Source organism: Pseudoalteromonas sp. A41-2 (assembly GCF_015767615.1).
Taxonomy (GTDB): Bacteria; Pseudomonadota; Gammaproteobacteria; order Enterobacterales; family Alteromonadaceae; genus Pseudoalteromonas; species Pseudoalteromonas lipolytica.
In genome coordinates, this window is sequence record NZ_CP065231.1 from 2,778,381 (window position 1) to 2,798,508 (window position 20,128).

The 20,128-nt window shown below is 42.9% G+C and carries 23 protein-coding genes; 15 read left to right on the plus strand and 8 right to left on the minus strand.

The features are described 5' to 3' along the window. Window positions 1-12: 12 nt before the first annotated feature. From IT970_RS12510 to IT970_RS12525, 4 genes are read right to left on the minus strand one after another with little or no spacing between them, the layout of a single operon-like run. Window positions 13-573, minus strand: coding sequence for a YqiA/YcfP family alpha/beta fold hydrolase (locus IT970_RS12510; RefSeq protein WP_182395414.1), 561 nt, complete (start codon window positions 571-573; stop codon window positions 13-15). Further along, window positions 558-1,340: a metallophosphoesterase gene (locus IT970_RS12515; RefSeq protein ID WP_182395417.1), complete on the minus strand. Its 783-nt coding sequence runs from the start codon at window positions 1,338-1,340 to the stop codon at window positions 558-560. Before IT970_RS12515 ends, IT970_RS12510 begins: the two co-directional genes overlap by 16 nt. Next, window positions 1,327-1,785: a DUF1249 domain-containing protein gene (locus IT970_RS12520; protein WP_036966122.1), complete on the minus strand. Its 459-nt coding sequence runs from the start codon at window positions 1,783-1,785 to the stop codon at window positions 1,327-1,329. Before IT970_RS12520 ends, IT970_RS12515 begins: the two co-directional genes overlap by 14 nt. A gap of 15 nt (window positions 1,786-1,800) precedes the next feature. Further along, entirely contained in the window at window positions 1,801-2,433 is a 633-nt protein-coding gene (locus tag IT970_RS12525; RefSeq protein ID WP_036966119.1) for an NUDIX domain-containing protein, read from the minus strand. Between the two features lie 151 nt (window positions 2,434-2,584). On the opposite strand from IT970_RS12525, the gene tolC reads away from it, so the two are divergent. The 3 genes from tolC to IT970_RS12540 all read left to right on the plus strand — a co-directional run bounded on the left by tolC (window position 2,585) and on the right by IT970_RS12540 (window position 5,594). Continuing rightward, window positions 2,585-3,925, plus strand: coding sequence for an outer membrane channel protein TolC (tolC, locus tag IT970_RS12530; protein WP_036966116.1), 1,341 nt, complete (start codon window positions 2,585-2,587; stop codon window positions 3,923-3,925). A 107-nt stretch (window positions 3,926-4,032) separates the two neighbouring features. Further along, on the plus strand, window positions 4,033-4,959 hold the full coding sequence (gene lpxL / locus IT970_RS12535) for an LpxL/LpxP family Kdo(2)-lipid IV(A) lauroyl/palmitoleoyl acyltransferase (RefSeq protein ID WP_065979696.1): 927 nt from the start codon (window positions 4,033-4,035) through the stop codon (window positions 4,957-4,959). A 59-nt stretch (window positions 4,960-5,018) separates the two neighbouring features. Beyond that, window positions 5,019-5,594: a TcpQ domain-containing protein gene (locus IT970_RS12540; protein ID WP_036966110.1), complete on the plus strand. Its 576-nt coding sequence runs from the start codon at window positions 5,019-5,021 to the stop codon at window positions 5,592-5,594. Here the strand turns inward: IT970_RS12540 and glnE are convergent. After that, the gene (glnE, locus tag IT970_RS12545; protein ID WP_196857389.1) at window positions 5,583-8,375 is read right to left on the minus strand and encodes a bifunctional [glutamate--ammonia ligase]-adenylyl-L-tyrosine phosphorylase/[glutamate--ammonia-ligase] adenylyltransferase; all 2,793 of its coding nucleotides are present in this window, start codon (window positions 8,373-8,375) and stop codon (window positions 5,583-5,585) included. The genes IT970_RS12540 and glnE overlap by 12 nt on opposite strands. Window positions 8,376-8,448: 73 nt before the next feature. Here glnE and IT970_RS12550 point away from each other — a divergent pair, with 73 nt between their 5' ends. The 6 genes from IT970_RS12550 (at window position 8,449) to ruvX (ending at window position 12,712) form a co-directional block, all read left to right on the plus strand. Beyond that, a complete protein-coding gene (locus IT970_RS12550; protein ID WP_036966104.1) occupies window positions 8,449-9,342 on the plus strand; it encodes a DUF350 domain-containing protein in 894 nt (297 codons plus the stop codon). A 28-nt stretch (window positions 9,343-9,370) separates the two neighbouring features. Next, a complete protein-coding gene (locus IT970_RS12555; protein WP_036966101.1) occupies window positions 9,371-9,835 on the plus strand; it encodes a hypothetical protein in 465 nt (154 codons plus the stop codon). Between the two features lie 59 nt (window positions 9,836-9,894). Further along, the gene (gene rsmE / locus IT970_RS12560; protein ID WP_036966098.1) at window positions 9,895-10,629 is read left to right on the plus strand and encodes a 16S rRNA (uracil(1498)-N(3))-methyltransferase; all 735 of its coding nucleotides are present in this window, start codon (window positions 9,895-9,897) and stop codon (window positions 10,627-10,629) included. 69 nt (window positions 10,630-10,698) lie between these two features. Beyond that, window positions 10,699-11,652 (plus strand): glutathione synthase, encoded by a 954-nt coding sequence (gene gshB / locus IT970_RS12565; RefSeq protein ID WP_075594030.1) that lies wholly within the window; start codon window positions 10,699-10,701, stop codon window positions 11,650-11,652. 25 nt (window positions 11,653-11,677) lie between these two features. After that, window positions 11,678-12,235 (plus strand): YqgE/AlgH family protein, encoded by a 558-nt coding sequence (locus tag IT970_RS12570; protein ID WP_036966093.1) that lies wholly within the window; start codon window positions 11,678-11,680, stop codon window positions 12,233-12,235. Between the two features lie 27 nt (window positions 12,236-12,262). After that, the gene (ruvX, locus tag IT970_RS12575) at window positions 12,263-12,712 is read left to right on the plus strand and encodes a Holliday junction resolvase RuvX (protein WP_075594029.1); all 450 of its coding nucleotides are present in this window, start codon (window positions 12,263-12,265) and stop codon (window positions 12,710-12,712) included. On the opposite strand, the gene IT970_RS12580 is transcribed toward ruvX, so the two are convergent. Genes IT970_RS12580 through IT970_RS12590 form a run of 3 tightly spaced genes read right to left on the minus strand, consistent with a single transcriptional unit; the run spans window position 12,709 to window position 15,769 of the window. Then, window positions 12,709-13,581 carry a hypothetical protein gene (locus IT970_RS12580; protein ID WP_065979692.1) on the minus strand — a complete coding sequence of 291 codons (873 nt, stop codon included), beginning with the start codon at window positions 13,579-13,581 and terminating at the stop codon, window positions 12,709-12,711. The two genes, ruvX and IT970_RS12580, sit on opposite strands and share 4 nt — an antisense overlap. Beyond that, window positions 13,581-14,714, minus strand: coding sequence for a PilT/PilU family type 4a pilus ATPase (locus tag IT970_RS12585; RefSeq protein ID WP_036966084.1), 1,134 nt, complete (start codon window positions 14,712-14,714; stop codon window positions 13,581-13,583). Before IT970_RS12585 ends, IT970_RS12580 begins: the two co-directional genes overlap by 1 nt. 14 nt (window positions 14,715-14,728) lie before the next feature. Then, window positions 14,729-15,769 (minus strand): type IV pilus twitching motility protein PilT, encoded by a 1,041-nt coding sequence (locus tag IT970_RS12590; protein ID WP_036966081.1) that lies wholly within the window; start codon window positions 15,767-15,769, stop codon window positions 14,729-14,731. Between the two features lie 2 nt (window positions 15,770-15,771). Between IT970_RS12590 and IT970_RS12595 the strand changes: the two genes are divergently transcribed. Genes IT970_RS12595 through hemW form a run of 6 tightly spaced genes read left to right on the plus strand, consistent with a single transcriptional unit; the run spans window position 15,772 to window position 20,119 of the window. Next, on the plus strand, window positions 15,772-16,485 hold the full coding sequence (locus IT970_RS12595; RefSeq protein ID WP_065979691.1) for a YggS family pyridoxal phosphate-dependent enzyme: 714 nt from the start codon (window positions 15,772-15,774) through the stop codon (window positions 16,483-16,485). Between the two features lie 17 nt (window positions 16,486-16,502). Next, window positions 16,503-17,324: a pyrroline-5-carboxylate reductase gene (gene proC / locus IT970_RS12600; RefSeq protein ID WP_036966075.1), complete on the plus strand. Its 822-nt coding sequence runs from the start codon at window positions 16,503-16,505 to the stop codon at window positions 17,322-17,324. A 24-nt stretch (window positions 17,325-17,348) separates the two neighbouring features. Next, on the plus strand, window positions 17,349-17,882 hold the full coding sequence (locus tag IT970_RS12605) for a YggT family protein (protein ID WP_036966072.1): 534 nt from the start codon (window positions 17,349-17,351) through the stop codon (window positions 17,880-17,882). 56 nt (window positions 17,883-17,938) lie between these two features. Next, window positions 17,939-18,379, plus strand: coding sequence for a DUF4426 domain-containing protein (locus IT970_RS12610; protein ID WP_065979690.1), 441 nt, complete (start codon window positions 17,939-17,941; stop codon window positions 18,377-18,379). A gap of 7 nt (window positions 18,380-18,386) precedes the next feature. Beyond that, a complete protein-coding gene (locus IT970_RS12615) occupies window positions 18,387-18,986 on the plus strand; it encodes an XTP/dITP diphosphatase (RefSeq protein WP_065979689.1) in 600 nt (199 codons plus the stop codon). Next, the gene (gene hemW, locus IT970_RS12620) at window positions 18,983-20,119 is read left to right on the plus strand and encodes a radical SAM family heme chaperone HemW (protein ID WP_036966064.1); all 1,137 of its coding nucleotides are present in this window, start codon (window positions 18,983-18,985) and stop codon (window positions 20,117-20,119) included. Before IT970_RS12615 ends, hemW begins: the two co-directional genes overlap by 4 nt. The last annotated feature ends 9 nt before the right edge of the window (window positions 20,120-20,128 follow it).

The following is a 20,128-nucleotide window of genomic DNA, read 5'->3' on the forward strand; positions in this document are numbered from 1 at the left end:
CTTAGCTATGTTTTACGTGATTTTAAGAAAATCTACAATACTTGCAAAGGTTTGTTCGAAGCCGATAAAACTATGATCGCCTCCAAATTCAACGCGTTGCTTACACTGAGAATAATATTTAACCGCCTCTTGATAAGGCAGTACTTCGTCGCCTGTTTGCTGTAACAAATAGAGTAATGACGGCGTTTTTATTTGCGCTAAATACAAGCTGCGCAATGCATCCATATGCCGCTTATCAAGCTCATAATGAACATTTTGATACGGGTTATAGTTTGGCCCCAAGAGATTATCAAGCAGCTCAAAAGGACGAACCGCGGGATTAATGAGAACAGCAGGGAGGCCATAACGCTGCGACAAATACGTCGCATAAAACCCACCAAGCGAACTGCCTAACAACACGGTATCTGCCGTGATGAGCTGTTCTAGCTGTAGCATGGCATGCAATGGCTCATGGGTTAAACGAGGCACTTGATAGTCAACATCAAATTGCGCCATATGCTCACCAAAACGCACCGCTTTATAGGACTTTTCAGAGCTGTTAAAGCCATGAATATAAATTACCCGTTTAGCCATACTACATCCGTTGTTAACTGCACGCTATGCGTATCATCAAAGTTTAGGGTAATTAAACGAAAAGCAGGCCCTAAATCCTCTTGCTGCCACTGTGTAGTTTGCTTGGTAAACTGGATGGAGCTTGCGGGTGTCGCGTATATATTCAAGCCGCGAAATGCATACTTATAATCATGATGAACGTGACCATGAAACAACGCGATGCAGTGATGAGTGTTCACCAACGCATTTAACAATTGCGGGCCATTTTCAAGGAGGTGTTTATCGAGATAACCGTTTATAGGTAATGGGTTATGATGACAAAACACCACACTAGGTATGTCATCCACTCCCTTACTAAGCTCCTCTAAATGCGCCTGCTTTACCCACCCCGCAGGTGTTGCGCCTTTCGAGTTAGCCAACAATAATTGCCCACCCTGAAAAGTAATTCGCTTATGGCTTAAAATGTGAGAACCCGCAATCGCATGGTATTCCTGTAATTCATCGTGATTACCCGGCAACCAAAATACGGGACACAACAACGGTGAATCCGCAATTAGTTTAGCGAATAACTGGTATGAATCGCTGCTATGATCTTGCGTTAAGTCACCACCAAATACAACGCAGTCGACTTGATGCTCTGCAATTGCGGCTAAACAACGTGCAAAATACTCTGCGGTATTAACCCCAAAGTACTCGCCACTTTGATCTTTAAATAAGTGGCAATCTGTAATATGGGCAACCGTTAACTGCGATTTTTCAAAATGGTAAGCGTCGCTAAACCAAGCCATTGTTAACATCCCAATTTAATACTGCGCGACCATTTTCAACACAAGCCACTAACCAGTCATATAAAAAAGCATTCAGCTGATATTTCTCGTCTTTTTGATGCATATTTGGATTAGGATAAGCATACGAAGGTTTAATGCGCTGATGAAAATCATGATGAATTATTTCGGCGACTTTCGCATCATGGTACATACGAACGGTTAAATACAGCGGTTTAACCGAATGTACGTGCCCCGCTTCCTGGCTAATCGAGATATCCATGGTGTACTTTGCTGTATTGTCAATTTTGACCACAAAAGTACTACTTCCCAACTGAACTTTACGTTCTTGGTCAACTTGACGCTCTTGAGGAAGTAACTTTAATGCACGCACATAATTGTGCTCACACAAAGTTAAGTACTTAGGTAAGCTCTGAATGTAACGTTGTTCAGCCGTGACGTACGTCAAAATGCCCCCTACTCGTTAGTCGTTTTGCAAATCAGACACTATACGTTGCCTGTTCAGTGCTAACCATTGTAGCGAAATAACCGTTGCAGCATTGTCTATTTCACCTTGCTCCAATCGCAGCATGGCTTCATCATATGACATTATATGTGTTTTGATGTCTTCATCTTCGTTATCAAGACCAAAAATACCACCTTGGTATTGAGATAGGTCAGTATAGGCTAAATACAAGAACAAACGCTCTGTTGTTCCACCCGGACTTGAAAGATACGACATCATGAATTCAAGTTTATCAAGCTCAATCCCCGCCTCTTCAAACGCTTCGCGTTTGGCGACTTCTTCATAGTCAGTACTGCCATCAGCCATACCCGCTATGCATTCAAGTAACCAAGGAGAGTGTTTTGAGGCCAATGCCCCAATGCGTATTTGCTCAATTAACAACACCTGATCAGTCACCGGATCATAAGGAAGTACGGCAACCGCATGGCCTCGTTCTAATATTTCACGCTTTACTTCGACAGACTGTCCACCGGCAAACAGTGCATGACGAAAGCAATATAAATTGATCTTAAAAAAACCATCATAAACACGTTCAATAGGCTTTAACTCTATGTCGTCATGGCTAAATTGTGAGATTGCGGTTATTTTCATTCTCTATTTCCTATACATTATGCGTAAAAAATACGGCCAATTATATTCTGTTACACTTGGACATGCAGATTTACGTATTTTTTTTTTGGTTATTCATTAAAAAAGAGTACCATGGTGACAGTACGAAAATTGTCTAAGGACTGAACGAACAATGAAAAAAACACTACTCGCTGCGCTTATCGGTTTTTCAAGCGCATTGACTGCAACAGCAAGTTACGCTGAAGACCTACTTCAAGTTTACGAGATTGCAACAGCAAACGATCCTACCGTACTTAAAGCAAAAGCCCAAGCAGATGCGCAAGCTTATGAGAGCGATCGCGCGTTAAGTGCACTATTACCGCAAATTGGTCTTAGCCTTGGCTATGAATCAACAGATTCAACATTATACGAAGGCACTGATGCGACAGGTTATGCTGAGTTTAGTCGCGATACAGATGTATTCAGCCGTGGCATCAGCTTAAGCCAAACATTATTTGATTTAGGTGCTTGGAATACCCTAGGTATTGCTGATAAACAGGCTTTACAAGCATCTGCACAATACGACTTTGCAAAACAAGATCTTATCGTGCGTGTGGCAGAAGGCTATTTCAATGTATTGAGCGCGATTGATAACTTAGAGTTTGTGCAAGCTGAGAAACGTGCCATTGAGCGCCAACTTCAACAAACAAAAGAGCGCTATGCAGTGGGTTTAACCGCGATAACTGACGTTCATGAAGCTCAAGCTCAGTTTGATAACTCAGTCGCAAAAGAAATTGTTGCTAAGAACAGTGTCGAAACAGCGCGTGAGCAACTTCGTGAAATCACGGGTAAATATCATGCTAAATTAGACATGTTGAACACGGACACTTTTTCAACGGTTGCACCTAGTAAACAGTCAACTGATTACATAAAAATCGCTGAAGAGAAAAACTTAAATCTGCAAGTGTCAAAAGTGACTGTCGATATTGCAAAAGATCAAATCGACTTAGCAAAAGCAGGACACTACCCTAAGCTGACACTCAACGCATCGTACAGTGACGGCCTAGAAGATTTAAATAAAAACTCACATGAGCCACGCACAGATACGGCCAGAGTGGGCGTTAATTTCAGTGTACCAATTTACTCTGGCGGAGCAACCGTAGCTGCGACAGATCAAGCGCGTGCATTCTACGTTGCAGCAAGCGAAGATTTAGAAGCAAGCTTACGTGCAGTTACACGTTCTGTTATTACGTCTTATAACCAAGTGGTTTCAGATATCGCTACATACAAAGCACTTCAACAAGCGGTTGTGTCAGCCGAAAGTGCATTAAAAGCGACTGAAGCAGGTTTTGAAGTCGGTACACGTACCATTGTTGACGTACTGATCAGCACACAAAATCTTTATAACGCGAAAAGTAACCTTGCCAACGTACGTTACCGTTATGTTGTTTCTACATTACGCTTGAAGCAAGCTGCGGGTACATTAACAGGTGAAGACCTCGTCGCGATTAATCAAGGATTAAAAGAAATCTAACTATTTCTTATCATTCTTGACGATTCTATAAGCCAGCTATTGCTGGCTTTTTGTATTTTTAAACACTTACAGTTAAACTAGCTTTTTTATTTTTAGAGATAATTTTTGTGGTTAGTTCATCTCCCTTTAAAGCGTCTTTTTTAGGCCCTCGTTATTGGCTTACTTGGGTTGGCGTATTTTTTCTGTATTTAATTTCTTGGTTACCACATAAATTCCAATTATTTCTCGGCAAACTCATCGGCCGTTTAGTGCATCGCTTTATGAAGCGCCGCCGCCATATTGCAGAAGTAAATATTCGGTTATGTTTTCCTAATATGCCTGAACACGAGCAACGTGAGTTGGTACTAAAAAACATGGAAAACACCGGCATAGCCATGATGGAAACAGGCATGGCTTGGTGGTGGCCAGAGTGGCGAATTAAAAAAGTGTTTGGTTCAGTAACAGGACTTGAACACTTTGAAAAAGCGCAGCAATCGGGTAAAGGAGTTTTGTTACTGGTTCCACATTTTTTGCATTTAGAAATGGCCAGCCGAATCATGGGAATAAAGCACCAAGGCATAGGCTTTTATCGCCCACACAATAATCCATTGATGGAATACTTCACCACCAACGGGCGGTTGCGTTCTAACGAATACCTAATTGGCAAACGCGATGTAAAAGGCTTACTACAAGCGCTTAAAAACAAAAAAGTATGCTATTACTTACCTGATCAAGATTATGGCCGTAACCGTTGTGAGTTTGCGCCCTTTTATGCTGTTCAAGATGCAGCAACAACCACGGGAACATTACTTTTTTCAAGCAGTAAATACTGTGAAACAGTGAGCTTGACCAGTCGCAGAGATGAGCAAGGGCGTTATCATTTAACGGTACTGCCGGCTCTTGAAAATTTTCCATCTGGCGATAACCTGACAGATGTGACGCGTGTTAACCAATGTATGGAACAGGCAATCGACTTAGCGCCCGAACAATACATGTGGTTACACCGTCGTTTTAAAACACGCCCTGATGAGAATGCCCCTTCTTATTATAAGTAGAGTGACAATTTTTAATTTGTATGGTTTTATTAAACGAGTAAACAACAAGAGAATTAGAAATGTGGTTTTGGGTTAAGCATTTATCATTAGCTGTAATTTTAATTGCTGCTGCGATTTATTTTTTATTTGGCAGCGGGCCAGTTCTTGATATCAAGGATACTCAGAATGCTGCAGCACAGGGACTATCCCGTTTTTACGCTGCCCTTAGAAATCAAGTGAACAGTAAAGACAACGAGCGTGATAAATACGTGCTCAAGTTGCCCGCACCTGAAACAAGCCTTGATATGGCGTTGTTTGAACGAGAAAAAGTCGTTGAGCCCTCTTCACCTAACTGGACGGGTGATGTGCAACCGCGTCGCTTTGAAAACGGCACAACCCTCAAGGATGTGTTGTCCGATTACGCACGTAACGAAGACATTGTGTTGTATTGGTATTTAAGCAAAGATTACGTTGTTAAAGATCACTTTCGTGTTGATAGTAATTTTGTCTCTGCCCTTTACCAAGTAGGCAGGGCAATTAACGACGACTTTGAAAGCGAGGTGTATACATTTTTCTGCTTTAAGCAAAGAGCAGCGGTGATCACTGAACTGCCCTCTGCTTATGTACGTGAAAACTGCCGTCGTTTAAAAAGCTAATACTTGCTGCCACACCTGCTTTACAAGTGCTATGTGCTGAGTTAGCTCAGCACGAGGGGCACAACGGCCTTGCTGATTTAAACTCATCATATGATAACGCGAGCGATACTCAATGTATGCAGCGACTAAATCGCGCTGCATACGTTCTGAAATACACCCAAAACGAGCGGCATCAGCCAAAATGCGCACATTATCAGACCAACATGTCAGCGCACGGTACTGATGCGCATTTTTGAGCACAACATATTGAGTGATAAATTCAATATCGGTTATACCGCCTTGGTCTTGCTTTAAATCAAATAACTCTTCGGTCCCCTTGGCAAGATGGGCACGCATTTTTTCGCGCATTTCAACCACGTCTTTTTGTAATTTGTCTGCTTCACGCGCTTGGCACAATACATCTTGACGAATTTCTGCAAAACGTTCACTCAACGATGCCTGACCGTAGATCATACGCGAGCGTACAAGGGCTTGATGCTCCCATGTCCAGGCCTGCGTTTGCTGGTAGTGGTAGTAGCTTTCAAGATTAATTGCGAGTAACCCCGACGCCCCTTCAGGGCGCAGACGCGTATCCAGTTCATACAATATGCCTGATGCTGTACGAGTATTAAATAAGTGCATTAATCGCTGAGCGAGTTTTAAATAAAATTGACGCGAATCAATCGACTTGTCGCCATCGGTGTAGCTGCTGCCATCGTGGTTGTGAACAAACACTAAATCGAGATCAGAGTCGTAGCCCACTTCAAATCCCCCCGTTTTTCCATAAGCAATAACTGCAAATCCTTTTTCTTGCTCCGAGGTATTTGTTGGTCGGCCAAAACGCTCAACACAAGCATGCCATGCAATATTAACCGCTTGCTCTACAATCGCTTCTGCAAGCGCAGTTAAGTGATCGCTTACTTTCATGACATCAAGAACACCTGTGGCATCGGCCGCGGCAATCCGCAATTGATGAGTTTGCTTAAACTGGCGTAAAGCTTCCATTTGCAACTCAAGATCGCCATGCTCAATGCGTAGAAAATACTGCCTAATTTCATCTTTGTAAGCAGATAACGGCGTTGGTTTGTAAAGCACCTGGGGATCAATTAATTCATCAAGCAAAATTGGATAACGAGAAATATGTTCGCCAATCCATTTACTATGACAACACAGTGCAACCAATTGATTAAGTGCACCTGGGTTTTCATATAAAAGCTCTAGGTAAGCCGTTCGCGAGATAATTTTATTCAGCACTTGGCAAATCATGGTAAAGGCATCGCTACTCGCTTTCGTTACCGTAAGTTGCTTAAGCAACAGTGGCATGAGTTTATCGAGAATATCACGACCACGGGTGCCTATTTTGGCTTTTGTTAAGCGTGCTTTAAAATCATCAAGCGCAGTCTGCCAATCTAGATTAGGCTCGCACATCAAACTGACGTCGGTCATTTCCCATGCACTGATAAATTCACTTTCACATGGGTCTGCACTGTCACTTTCAAAGCCTATCACCTGCTCAAACTCACCGTGCACGTCGGCCATTATTTTATTAATAGCCACAAGACAGCTATCAAAATCGGGCTGCTTAAGTAAGTAGCATAAACGCTGCTGATTTTGCGCGTCATCTGGCAATGTTTGTGTTTGTTTGTCTGCGAAAATTTGTAAGTACTGTTCAATACGACGAAGCGCTAAGTAATTATGCCTTAGTAAATCAGCTTCTTTTTTCTCAATCACTTGATTATTAACAAGCTCTTGCAAAGCTAATAAGAGCGACTGAGTTTGCAAGTTAGCTTCGCGCCCGCCGCGAACCATTTGCAGTGCTTGCACCACAAATTCCACCTCACGAATTCCGCCTGCGCCAAGTTTTATGTTATTAGTTAAACGTTTTCGGCGTACTTCTTGTGCGATCATTTGTTTCATTTTTCGTAAAGATTCAATCACCGAAAAATCGATATAACGTCGGTATACGAAGGGCCTTAGTAGCTCATAAAACTCTTTCCAGTAACCATTTTCAGCGCCAATTAAACGCCCTTTAAGCATGGCGTAACGCTCCCATTCACGCCCTTGTTCTTGGTAATAATCTTCAAGTGCTTGAAAGCTCATGACCAGAGGGCCACTTTCGCCAAATGGGCGCAGACGCATATCAACACGAAAAACTTGGCCATTAACGGTGGTTTGATTTAGCGCCATAATAAGCTTTTGGGCAACCTTTGTGTAAAAGACCTGTGCTTCGACAGAGCGACGTCCACCTTGGGTTGCGACATCTCGCGGGTATGAAAAAATCAAGTCAATATCAGACGAATAATTAAGCTCTTTGCCCCCTAATTTCCCCATGCCAAGTACCATCATAGGAATGGCCTCTCCAGCACTGTTCAGCGGTGTGCCACTCACGTTTGCTACTTGTGCAAATGCCCACTGATTGGCACTGTCGATAAGTTGATCTGAAAGCTCGGAGATATAAGCAATGCTGTCATCAATGGGGTTTTGGCAACATAAGTCTAAATAGGCGACTTTTAGCCAATATTTTTCTCGGTATACACGCAGTTTTGCCATTGCCGCCGCATCATCAAGCGTTGAGAGTTCATTGCTATTGAGGGGCGGTTCTGTGGTGCGATTAGCAAGTTCATTGGTATCTAACAACCACGCTTTTAATGTTGGTTGCGATTGTAAGCAGCTCCAGGCAAAGTCACTTAAAGACAATAAGTTAACAATACTTGGTTCAACATCTTGGCCTGGATACAAATCAGCAAAGCGTGTCTGACCTAGCTGCTGAAGCGCTTCTGGAAGCGGGTGTAAATTACTCATTAAATACTCTCTTTTAACTTACCTGTAACCGTACTAGAATGATTATCAAAGAATCTTTTTAGCAGGGATCTGCATGCAATATTTATCACTATCTAACACTAGTTTACTTGCGATTGCCATTAGTTTCGCTGTAATTTGCATCACCATCGTGCTCCTACGCATCCTAACGCAAATCAAAGCAAAACAAGCGCTTAAGGAAGAACTAGCCCAGCATGATAACTTTGCAATGGGGATCAGCTTTGCCAGTGAAATCTTAGTAGTGATCGCGACTATCGCGTACATTTTTGATGAAATTAGTTTAAGTGCAGCCCAGTCTAACCCACTCAAGGTGGTTATTTTAATCGCGTTATTATTTGCCTTTATTAAAGTCGGCCACTTAATTCATCGCAAATGGATTCTACATCGCTTTAACGAAGAGGCCGCCATTCTCAAGCAAAACGTGTGTGCCGCGCTTGTTGACTCCGGTATGTTAATCGCAAACTGTATTATCAGTTTAGGACTTTACAACTGGTGCCATACTCAAGGATACAGTAGTTTATTAATCGCAACGGTCAGCTTTTTTGTATTACAAGGGATGTTTGCGCTGGACAGTAAAATTCGTGAATACCGCTTTGCTAAAGCAAATCAAGGTGCCTCATTACAAAGTAACTTTAATCTAGAAAACACCTCTATTGGTATTCGCTATGCGGGTAAGTCTATTGGCCTTGCATTGGCGGGTTACGCTGGTCTTGCCAGTGCTTCATTTATTAGTGGTAAGATGGTTGAAAACTTATTTACTTTAGTGTCTCACTGTGGTGCGATGTGGGTATTGTTATATGTGCTAAGCTACATAATTAAATATATTTCACTACCCAATATAGATACATCATTAGAAGTGGATCACCAAGATAACATAGGTATTGCATGCATAGAGTTTGCCGTTTTCGGCGCGATAGGCTATTTACTAATTAGTATGTTTTCAATTTGATACGGAAGTACGTACATCGTGAGGCACCATGCCATTTAAAGTAAACAATTACTTACTTGTTGATGTAGACAGTGACTTTAGTCGCGCATTTACGCAACATTACTTTGCCAACGCACAAGGGTCTACCCTTGTAGTAGCAGGTGCGAATAGCCGTCATATGGTCAAACTGATGTTTGAACAACTCATCAAAGATTATTGCTACTGTGATTTTAGTAATGAAATAAGTGTCTCTGAGCTTGCCAGCTATTTACATGAACACCATAACATTCAAGGTGTTTTAATTAATCAAACCGATTACCAATTAGCAGACGACGCGCAAAAATTTATTTATAACTCACTGCATAAAGTACGCTTTTTAGTAAACCAAGACGAGCAAGGCTTTGATTTCATTCCCTGCCCTGATCCCGCACATATTAACCACCTATCTTGCCAAACAGATATTGCCGAAACACGCGCTGAAATCCTCACTTTAAGCGAAGATTTAAATAAATAATTGCACCTAAGCCGCTGCTTACTTACCATATCGCTAAATTATTTTATAAGTGACAGCCCATGCGAGTTCCTCATATTTATCAACCTTCTGTTATCACATTAGATAACCCCGTCACCCTTGATGAAGATGCTGCTGGCCATATTGGTCGCGTACTTCGTATGAAAGTCGGTGAGCAGGTGTCAATATTTAATGGTGAAGGTGGCGAATACCTCAGTGAAATCATTGAAGTAAGTAAAAAGAACGTCGTTGTACAACCACTCGAGTTTATTGATCATGACGTAGAGTCTCCACTTAAAATCCACCTAGGTCAGGGGGTTTCACGAGGTGACAAAATGGACTTTACTATTCAAAAATCAGTGGAGCTGGGGATCACTGAAATCACTCCTATTTTTAGTCAACGATGTGGTGTCAAACTCAGCGGTGAACGTTTAGCTAAAAAACACCAACAATGGCAAAAAATAGCCATCGCAGCTGCTGAGCAGTCTGGACGAAATTTTGTCCCTGTGGTGCACCCTCCAATTGATATCAAAGAGTGGTTAGAACAAAGCAGCGATGCCATAAAGTTAACCTTGCACCCACGTGCAGAGCACAGCATTAAGACCATTCAAGTTCCTTCGTCAGGCGTGCGGTTCTTAGTGGGCCCTGAAGGAGGATTTACCGATGAAGAGCTTGAGATTGCGAAACAACAAGCGTTCGTTGATATTCGTTTAGGCCCACGTGTACTGCGCACCGAAACCGCGGCATTAACGGTACTGAGTGCATTGCAATTACAGTTTGGTGATTTAGCGAATTGAAAATCGTAAAAACACCCATATATCAAGATCACTAACCACAGTATGGCAATACCATTGAAAGGCAAAAACATGGCAATTAAGTTAGGCATAATCTCTGATCCTATTAGTGGCTTTAATATTAAAAAAGACACTGGCTTCGCAATGATGATAGAAGCACAAAAACGCGGTTACGAACTTTACTACATGGAAATGGACGACCTGTCACTGCGCCAAGGTCAAGGCTATGCCACAGCAGCAAAAGCCCGTGTATTTGATGATGTAAATCATTGGTATGAGCTTGAAGAAAAAGCCTCCATTGCCCTTGCTGATTTAGACGTAATTTTAATGCGTAAAGATCCTCCTTTCGATACCGAATATATTTACGCAACTTATATTTTAGAGCGTGCAGAACAAGCAGGCACTTTGGTTATCAACAAACCACAGAGTTTACGTGATGCCAATGAAAAACTGTTCACCGCTTGGTTTAGTGAGCACACTCCAGATACGCTCGTAACACGAAGCCAAGCCGATATTCGTGCATTTTTAGCTGAGCATAAAGACATTATCTTAAAGCCATTGGACGGTATGGGGGGAGCGTCAATTTTCCGCGTTAAAGAAGATGACGCGAATATTGGTGTTATTTGCGAAACGTTGACTGAACATGGTAGCCGTTTTGCCATGGCACAAAACTATATTCCAGAAATAAAACAAGGCGATAAACGCGTATTAGTCGTTGATGGTGAAGTCATGCCATACTGCCTTGCTCGCATTCCTCAAAATGGCGAAACGCGCGGCAATCTTGCGGCTGGCGGGCGTGGCGAAGCACGTCCTATTAGTGATTCAGACCGTAAAATTGCTGAAGCTGTCGCACCGACACTAAAAGCGAAAGGGCTTATTTTTGTTGGTTTAGATATTATTGGCGACCGCCTAACAGAAATCAATGTGACGGCACCAACCTGTGTCAAAGAAATTGAAGCCGCTTACGACATTTCAATTACTGGTCACTTATTTGATGCCATTGAGAGAAAACTGAGCCATACTTAATTAAACCTAACAAAAGGGGCGACCTATGCAGTCATTAGAGAACCATTTCTTAATCGCGATGCCAAGCATGCAAGACCCTTTTTTCAAGCGTGCTGTTACTTATATTTGTGAGCATAATCAAGATGGTGCGATGGGCTTGGTGATTAACCAGCCTATCAATATCACGGTGGGTGAGTTACTCGATAAAATCGAGATTGATAACGACAAGACGCAACAAGCCGCAGGCCGCGCAGTGTTCGCCGGCGGCCCCGTGAAAACGGATCGCGGCTTTGTACTGCACTCGCCTAAGCCGGGCTACACGGCGAGTCAAAAGCTCAGTAGTGATATTATGATCACCACCTCAAAAGATGTGCTCGCAACTCTCACCACAGCGCAAGCACCCGAGCAGTTTATTATCACCTTAGGTTATGCCGGGTGGGATCAAGGACAACTTGAACAAGAACTACTTGAAAATGCGTGGCTAATCATTAAAGCTGACCCTGAGATTATTTTTAATACCCCCGTAGAAAAACGCTGGGAAAAAGCGGTTTCTATGCTGGGTTTTGATGTCAGTCAACTAAGCTCTGAAGCCGGTCACGCTTAACCTAAACGCACTAATTAAACGGCAACTATGACAAAACGCACTTTTAAGCCCATCGGTGAACGCACTGTAATGGGCTTTGACTTTGGTACCAAAAGCATTGGTATCGCCATAGGTCAAGAGTTAACAGGGACAGCCTCTAGCTTACAAGCAGTGAAAGCAAAAGACGGCATCCCAGACTGGCAACTTATTAAAAAACAGGTCGATGAGTGGCAACCTGATTTGATGGTTGTTGGCTTGCCACTCAATATGGATGGCACCACGCAAGATGTCACATTCAAAGCCAAAAAGTTTGCAAACCGACTACACAATCACTTTGCGATTCCGGTTGAAACCCAGGATGAAAGACTCACCACGGCAGATGCCAAAGCGCGCTTATTTGAACAAGGCGGTTACAAAAATCTAGGTAAGGGTAACGTGGATAATATGTCTGCGGTGATTATTCTTGAAAGTTTCTTTGAACAGTTTTATGGCGACTAAGGTTGTTTATTAATAACCGTATAGTGTGTTAAATCAGGAATAAAGCCTGCCTCGCGGTAGGCTTTTTCTATTGCACCCGCCTCGCGTAATTGCTGCAAGCCTTTTTGCAAAGCCGTATACGCTGCTTTGCCATCGGGGTGTTTCTTCGAAATAATAAAATGACGACTATCATTTAGCTGCAGTAGCACATCAGGCACCGCGACAAGGTTAATATCTTCCAGAATATAGCGATTATTTAAACTTGGCATTAAGGGCATCATCACAAAATCAACCCATTGCATTGATACCATTCGGACTTGGCTCAGCCACTCATCTTCGCGCAGTAATTCTTTTAGCGGTAACGCAGACAGTGTCTGCCAATCGGTTTGCCAGCGTGGTGTAGAAACCGCCGTTAACTGAGAAAAGTCAGACAGCTGGTTTATCTTAAATACTTTTTCATTACGAGGCGAAGTATATACCCCCGCAAAATACTCCCCTTCGCGGATCACCGGGGCTGACACATACACATCCCGTGTCAACTTATTTGCATCGAGTGACCACACACTGTCAAAACTAATAAGCAACTTACCATTTTCTAACAGTTTGGTGTTTCGGTAATTGATATTGCCTTTGTGATATCGAAAAGGCTTGGTAAATCCCCCCAATATCAAAGCTTGCTGGGCAATGATCATATCAACCACATCACGACGAATATACGCGCCGCTAAAGTCTTTTACTTCAATAGGCTCTCGCCCTTTTAAAAACCGGCTGTAATCATCAAACACATCATCGCGAATAAATATAACCACTTCATTTGCATCAATACTGTGCGCGGGCAGCGCACAACTCAACAGCAATAACACAGCGATTAAATTTATTCGCAACAACATCAGTCCTCACTCTTACCATCAAGGCCATCAATGGTGACGCCCTGTAAGAATCCAGCGCCCTTTTGTTCATTATTTTGCAGCTTAATCATCAAGCGTAAGTCGTTTGGTGAATCAGCATGATGCAAGGCATCGGCATAATTGATGCGATGTTGCTTGTAAAGTTCGAACAAAGCTTGGTCGAAGGTCTGCATTCCCATTTCTTTCGATTTTGCCATGGTCTCTTTTATTGAGCCAATATCGCCGCGCTTAATAAGCTCCGCAACCATAGGAGAATTAAGTAAAATTTCAATGGCAGCAACGCGCCCTTCCCCATCAGAGGTCGGCACTAATTGCTGCGCGACGATGGCACGTAAGTTAAGTGCTAAGTCATACTTAAGCTTATCGTGCTTTTCTTTTGGCACTAAATGCATGATACGGTCAATGGCTTGGTTAGCATTATTAGCATGCAGTGTTGCCACACATAAATGCCCTGTTTCAGCAAAGCTTAATGCGTACTCCATGGTTTCTTGCGAGCGAATCTCACCAATCAAAATGACATCTGGCGCCTGACGCAGTGAGCTTTTCAACGCCGATTCGAAACTCTCGGTATCAAGGCCCACTTCACGTTGAGTAATGATACTTTTACGATGTTCATGGACAAATTCAATCGGGTCTTCAATAGTTAAAATGTGCCCGCGCTGGTTTCGATTACGATAACCTAGCAGTGCCGCAAGCGAGGTTGACTTACCCGTTCCCGTGCCACCTACAAACAGAACTAAACCCCGTTTCGCCATGATCACATCGGTAAGAATAGAGGGTAAGCCTAAATCAGTAACATCAGGGATGGTGGTCACGATTCGACGAATAACCATGCCAGCCCGATCGCGCTGCCAAAATGCCGAAACACGGAAACGGCCTTCATCGTTAGCAATCGCAAAGTTACACTCTTTGGTGTCGTGAAACTCTTTGCGCTGCTTCTCGTTCATCGCTGACTCAACCATAGCAAGTGCGCTTTCATCAGAAAGTTTCTCGTCACTTAACGGGATGAGTTCACCATTAATTTTCGCACTTACTGGCAGCTCACTTGAAACAAATAAGTCAGAGCCGTTTTTAGTAATCATCACTTTTAAGTAATGATTTAAAGGTAAAGACATGTCAACTTTCTCCGTTAGCCACCAAATTGGGTTTTATCTTGCGCCTTCGCGCGCGCATCCGCGTTTGTAACAATCCCATAGTTCACTAGATTTGCTAAACATTGATCCATGGTTTGCATACCATGAGATGCTCCCGTTTGAATCGATGAGTACATCTGCGCAATTTTATCTTCACGGATCAGGTTTCGTATTGCAGGCACACCAATCATGATTTCATGTGCAGCCACTCGCCCGCCCCCTACTTTTTTAAGCAGTGTTTGCGAGATAACAGCCCGTAATGATTCAGACAACATTGAGCGCACCATGTCTTTTTCTTCACCTGGGAAAACGTCAATAATACGGTCGATTGTTTTTGGTGCCGAGGTCGTATGCAAGGTGCCAAAAACCAAGTGACCCGTTTCGGCCGCGGTCATAGCAAGACGGATAGTTTCTAAGTCACGTAGCTCACCAACCAAGATAACATCTGGGTCTTCACGCAACGCACTGCGCAGCGCATTCGAGAAACTGTGAGTATCACGGTGCACTTCACGTTGGTTAATCAGACTCAGTTTGTTATCGTGAACAAATTCGATAGGATCTTCAATCGTGAGAATATGATGATGCTTAGTTTGATTAATGTAATCAACCATTGCCGCTAAGGTAGTTGATTTACCCGAACCCGTAGGCCCAGTAACCAACACTAAACCACGCGGGTTATCGGAAATGGTTTTAAAAATATCTGGCGCACCTAAATCATCAAGCGTTAATACTTCGCTGGGGATAGTACGGAATACCGCCGCAGGACCACGGTTTGAATTAAATGCATTAACACGAAAACGCGCAAGATTAGGGACTTCAAATGAAAAATCCACTTCTAGGTTTTGTTCATAGTCCTTACGCTGATTATCGTTCATAATATCGTAAACCAGACTATTTACATCTTTTTGTTCTAATGCTGGAATATTTATACGACGCACATCGCCATCAACGCGTATCATAGGTGACACACCCGATGATAAGTGTAAATCCGAGGCTTTGTGTTGCACACTAAAGGCCAATAATTCGGTAATATCCATTTATGACTCCACAACCAACTGATAATTATATGGTTACAATAGCAGAACGACTCAAATCCGCCTACGCAAGAATTGCCCTAGCTGCAAAAAATAATCAACGCGATGAACACGCTATTAGCTTGTTAGCAGTTTCAAAGACTAAACCAGTCGAAGATATTGTGGCTGCCTACCAGCACGGCCAACGCCAATTTGGTGAGTCTTACGTGCAAGAAGCCGTGACAAAAGTCACTGAACTTGCCCACTTAACAGACATAGTTTGGCACTTTATTGGCCCCATTCAGTCCAATAAAAGCGCCCAAGTGGCCACACATTTTGACTGGGTACAAAGTGTCGACCGTACAAAAATAGCCAAACGTCTTAGCGAGCAAAGACCAAAAGACAAAACACCACTGAACGTATTAATCCAAGTTAATATCAGTTTAGAAGAGGCTAAGTCAGGCTGCCACCCTGATGAGCTAATGTCACTGGCAGAATTTATTAGTGGCTGCGATAATTTATGTTTGCGTGGCGTGATGGCTATCCCAGCCAAAACCGACGATGCACAGCAACAATTACAATATTTTGAGCAATTAAGCGCTTGCTTTGATAAACTAAAGGCCCAATATCCCCAAGTAGACACCTTGTCGATGGGTATGAGTAACGATGTTGAAGCAGCAATTGCAGCTGGTTCAACCATGGTACGCATTGGCACGGATATATTTGGCCAACGAAATTAAAAGGTGATAACAGACATATGTCAGATAAAAAAATCGCATTTATAGGCACGGGTAACATGAGCTACGCCATTATTGGCGGCATGGTAAAGAACGGTTTTGCAGCAAAAAACATCATTGCAACCAATCGCAACCAAGAGAAATTAGCTAAGGTTGCTGCTGATTTCGGGGTGCAAACCACCGCGGATAACAACGCGGCACTTCGTGATGCAGATGTGATTGTATTGTCTGTTAAACCACAAATGATGGGCGATTTATGCCAATCATTCCAAGATTCAGGCGTTGATTTTAGCGACAAGCTATTTATCTCTGTCGCGGCAGGTTTAACCGTAAATCGTTTACGTGAAATGCTGGGCCAAAAGGTAAAAATGGTTCGTTGTATGCCAAATACACCATCATTACTTGGTCGTGGCGTGTCGGGTCTATTTGGCGCTGACGAAACCGCAGAAGAGCATGAGTTTGTACAGCAAGTATTTGAATGTACAGGTATTGTTGTCTGGGTCGAGCAAGAGTCGCAAATAAACGATATCATCGCCGTTACCGGCTCTTCGCCCGCTTACTTTTTCTTATTTATGGAAGCCATCGAAGAAAAGGCAAAAGCACTTGGCTTTAGTGATGAAGATGCACGCCGCTTAGTACAACAAACGGCGCTAGGTGCAGCTGAAATGGCACTTTCTCAGCAAGACATTAGTATTTCACAGCTGCGTGCAAACGTCACATCAAAAGGCGGTACAACTCACGCAGCCGTTGAGCACCTGAAAGCACAAGGCCTTGTTGGTACCGTTGCCGATGCAATGGATGCCTGTATTGCCCGCGCAGAAGAAATGGAAAAAGAACTTTAAGCTTACTTTGTTGAAGGTAAAACTATGCAAGCCATGCAATTCCTCGTTGAGATTATTTTTGATCTCTTTTTAATGGTGGTCCTTTTACGCTTTTGGTTACAAGCGGCAAAAGCTGACTTTTATAATCCAATTAGCCAGTTTGTGGTAAAAGCTACATCGTTTGCAGTAAACCCATTACGTAAAATCATTCCAGGGTTGGGTGGCTTTGACATCGCGTCGTTAGTCCTTGCGTATTTAGTCGCAGTGGCAAAGCTTAGTGCCGTCTTTTTACTGTTTTATGGTGGTTGGGCTGCCGCGCCTGTCTTTGTGACTGCGTTAATCACGGTAATAAAAGAAGGGTTAAACTTACTATTTTGGGTGTTAATTATTCGTGCTTTATTAAGCTGGGTAAGCCAAGGCTACAACCCTATTGAAGCGGTTTTCCACCAGCTAACTGAACCTATGTTACGCCCTATTCGTAAAGTTATACCACCACTGGGTGGTTTAGACTTGTCAATTTTAGTACTGATCATTGCCTTGCAGTTCTTACAATTTTTATTAATTGATTTGATTGGCTAAACATTGAGTATCTAATTTAGAGGCCGTAAGGCCTCTTTTATTAAGTGAGAAATACCATGAAACAGATTATTCTTTTTACCTTACTTGCCCTCAGTTTATTCACAACAGCAGCGAAGGCTGAACAACAAGCCGGCGCACAATATAAAATACTTGGTCCATTTGAAGTACATTACATCGCTTTTCCTTCAACCTTTATACAACCCGACATTGCCAAAAACTACGATTTAGTGCGCAGCCCAAGCAAAGGAATTATTAATATTTCGGTGCTAAAAAACAGCGATAAAACGGCGCAAACTGCCACACTAACAGGCACGGCACGTAACCTACTCGGCAATAGTAAACAACTTGAATTTAAAGAAGTTGTTGAAGGCGATGCGATTTATTACCTTGCACAAATCGACTACAGCAATGAAGAAATTTACCGTTTTAATATCGAGATTAATAAAAACGGCAAAGTACAAACACTGACATTTCAGCAAAAATTTTACGTAGATTAATGCCCCTATGAACAACACTTTAGTTTTAGCCACGGGTAACCCTGGCAAAGTAAAAGAGCTGGCGAGCATGCTTAGCCCGCTTAACATTAATGTGGTTCCGCAAAGCGATTTTCAGGTTCCTGACGTGCCAGAAACAGGCACTACATTTGTTGAAAATGCGATAATAAAAGCGCGTCATGCAGCAAAGATTACTGGGCTGCCTGCAATTGCAGATGATTCTGGCCTCGAAGTCGATGGCTTACATGGCGCACCAGGTGTTTATTCTGCACGTTTTGCTGGCGAAAATGCCAGTGACCAAGACAACATTGATAAACTTTTAAGCGAGCTGGCTGATAACCCTGTACGTAGCGCTCGTTTTTGGTGTGTTCTGGTTTTAATGCGCCATGCTGATGACCCGACACCGCTTATTTGCAGTGCGAGCTGGGAAGGTGAAATCACGCACAGCCAAGATGGCCAAGGCGGTTTTGGTTATGACCCCATCTTTTATGTGCCTTCAGAACAATGCACCAGCGCACAGCTGACAAAAGAGCAAAAAAATGCCCTGAGCCACCGCGGCCAAGCACTTAAGCAACTACTTGCGCAATTGCAGCAAAAAGGCGGCCTGTGAGTTTACCCCCGTTAAGTTTATATGTGCACGTACCGTGGTGCGTGCAAAAGTGTCCGTACTGCGACTTTAACAGCCATGGTCAAAAAGGTACGATCCCCGAGAAAGAGTATGTTCAACACCTAATTGATGACTTAAAAGCGGATTTACATTTAGTACAAGGGCGTAAAATCCACAGTATTTTTATAGGTGGCGGCACGCCAAGTTTACTCACAGGTGAGGCATACACCCGCTTACTTGGCGAGGTCGATAGATTAATTGGCCTGAGTGAAAACTGCGAAATCACTTTAGAGGCCAACCCAGGCACTGTAGAAACAGGCCGCTTTAAAGAGTACGTCGCGGCTGGCATAAACCGAATTTCGATTGGTGTGCAAAGCATGCAGAACGACAAGCTGAAAGCCCTCGGTCGTATACATGGCGCGGATGAAGCAAGCTATGCAGCAAAACAAGCACACCAAGCTGGGCTCAACAGTTTTAATTTAGATTTAATGCATGGTTTACCAGGGCAATCTCTTGAAGATGCACTTAGTGACCTTGAAAAAATCATCGCATTAAATCCCCCGCATATTTCGTGGTATCAATTAACAATTGAACCTAATACTCAGTTTGCCTCAAAACCCCCCACGTTACCGCACGACGATATATTGTGGGATATTCAAGAACAGGGACAAGCACTCCTTGCAGATGCAGGTTATCAGCAATACGAGATTTCTGGCTATGCGAAACCCGGCTACCAATGTCAACATAACTTAAATTATTGGCGATTTGGCGATTATCTCGGTATTGGCTGTGGGGCCCATGGTAAGGTGACTGACGCAAATACGAAGATCATCACGCGTACAGTAAAAGTAAAACATCCGCGTGGTTATATGGATCTCGCAAAGCCTTATTTGTACGAACAATGGCAGGTTGCTGACGATGATTTAGCGTTTGAATTTTTTATGAATCGTTTTCGTTTAGTTGAGCCTTGCCCAAAAGGTGATTTATCTTTGCTTACAAATTTGTCACTGCAAAGCCAAGAACAAGCCTTGAACGAAGCAATTAAAAAAGGCTTACTAACAGATAATAAAAACAATTGGCAAGTCAGTGCAAAAGGCCAGCGCTTTTTAAATGACCTGCTAGAATTGTTCGTTTAAGAATTCTAT

Coding starts and splice junctions, on each gene's coding strand:
- glnE (WP_196857389.1), bottom strand. CDS start 8,375: ATGAGTAATTTACACCCGCTTCCAGAAGCGCTTCAGCAGCTAGGTCAG.
- IT970_RS12610 (WP_065979690.1), top strand. CDS start 17,939: ATGAAACAGATTATTCTTTTTACCTTACTTGCCCTCAGTTTATTCACA.
- gshB (WP_075594030.1), top strand. CDS start 10,699: ATGGCAATTAAGTTAGGCATAATCTCTGATCCTATTAGTGGCTTTAAT.
- IT970_RS12515 (WP_182395417.1), bottom strand. CDS start 1,340: ATGGCTTGGTTTAGCGACGCTTACCATTTTGAAAAATCGCAGTTAACG.
- IT970_RS12580 (WP_065979692.1), bottom strand. CDS start 13,581: ATGTTGTTGCGAATAAATTTAATCGCTGTGTTATTGCTGTTGAGTTGT.
- IT970_RS12510 (WP_182395414.1), bottom strand. CDS start 573: ATGGCTAAACGGGTAATTTATATTCATGGCTTTAACAGCTCTGAAAAG.
- ruvX (WP_075594029.1), top strand. CDS start 12,263: ATGACAAAACGCACTTTTAAGCCCATCGGTGAACGCACTGTAATGGGC.
- IT970_RS12590 (WP_036966081.1), bottom strand. CDS start 15,769: ATGGATATTACCGAATTATTGGCCTTTAGTGTGCAACACAAAGCCTCG.
- IT970_RS12595 (WP_065979691.1), top strand. CDS start 15,772: ATGACTCCACAACCAACTGATAATTATATGGTTACAATAGCAGAACGA.
- IT970_RS12570 (WP_036966093.1), top strand. CDS start 11,678: ATGCAGTCATTAGAGAACCATTTCTTAATCGCGATGCCAAGCATGCAA.
- IT970_RS12585 (WP_036966084.1), bottom strand. CDS start 14,714: ATGTCTTTACCTTTAAATCATTACTTAAAAGTGATGATTACTAAAAAC.
- IT970_RS12555 (WP_036966101.1), top strand. CDS start 9,371: ATGCCATTTAAAGTAAACAATTACTTACTTGTTGATGTAGACAGTGAC.
- rsmE (WP_036966098.1), top strand. CDS start 9,895: ATGCGAGTTCCTCATATTTATCAACCTTCTGTTATCACATTAGATAAC.
- IT970_RS12540 (WP_036966110.1), top strand. CDS start 5,019: ATGTGGTTTTGGGTTAAGCATTTATCATTAGCTGTAATTTTAATTGCT.
- IT970_RS12615 (WP_065979689.1), top strand. CDS start 18,387: ATGAACAACACTTTAGTTTTAGCCACGGGTAACCCTGGCAAAGTAAAA.
- IT970_RS12525 (WP_036966119.1), bottom strand. CDS start 2,433: ATGAAAATAACCGCAATCTCACAATTTAGCCATGACGACATAGAGTTA.
- tolC (WP_036966116.1), top strand. CDS start 2,585: ATGAAAAAAACACTACTCGCTGCGCTTATCGGTTTTTCAAGCGCATTG.
- proC (WP_036966075.1), top strand. CDS start 16,503: ATGTCAGATAAAAAAATCGCATTTATAGGCACGGGTAACATGAGCTAC.
- IT970_RS12605 (WP_036966072.1), top strand. CDS start 17,349: ATGCAAGCCATGCAATTCCTCGTTGAGATTATTTTTGATCTCTTTTTA.
- IT970_RS12550 (WP_036966104.1), top strand. CDS start 8,449: ATGCAATATTTATCACTATCTAACACTAGTTTACTTGCGATTGCCATT.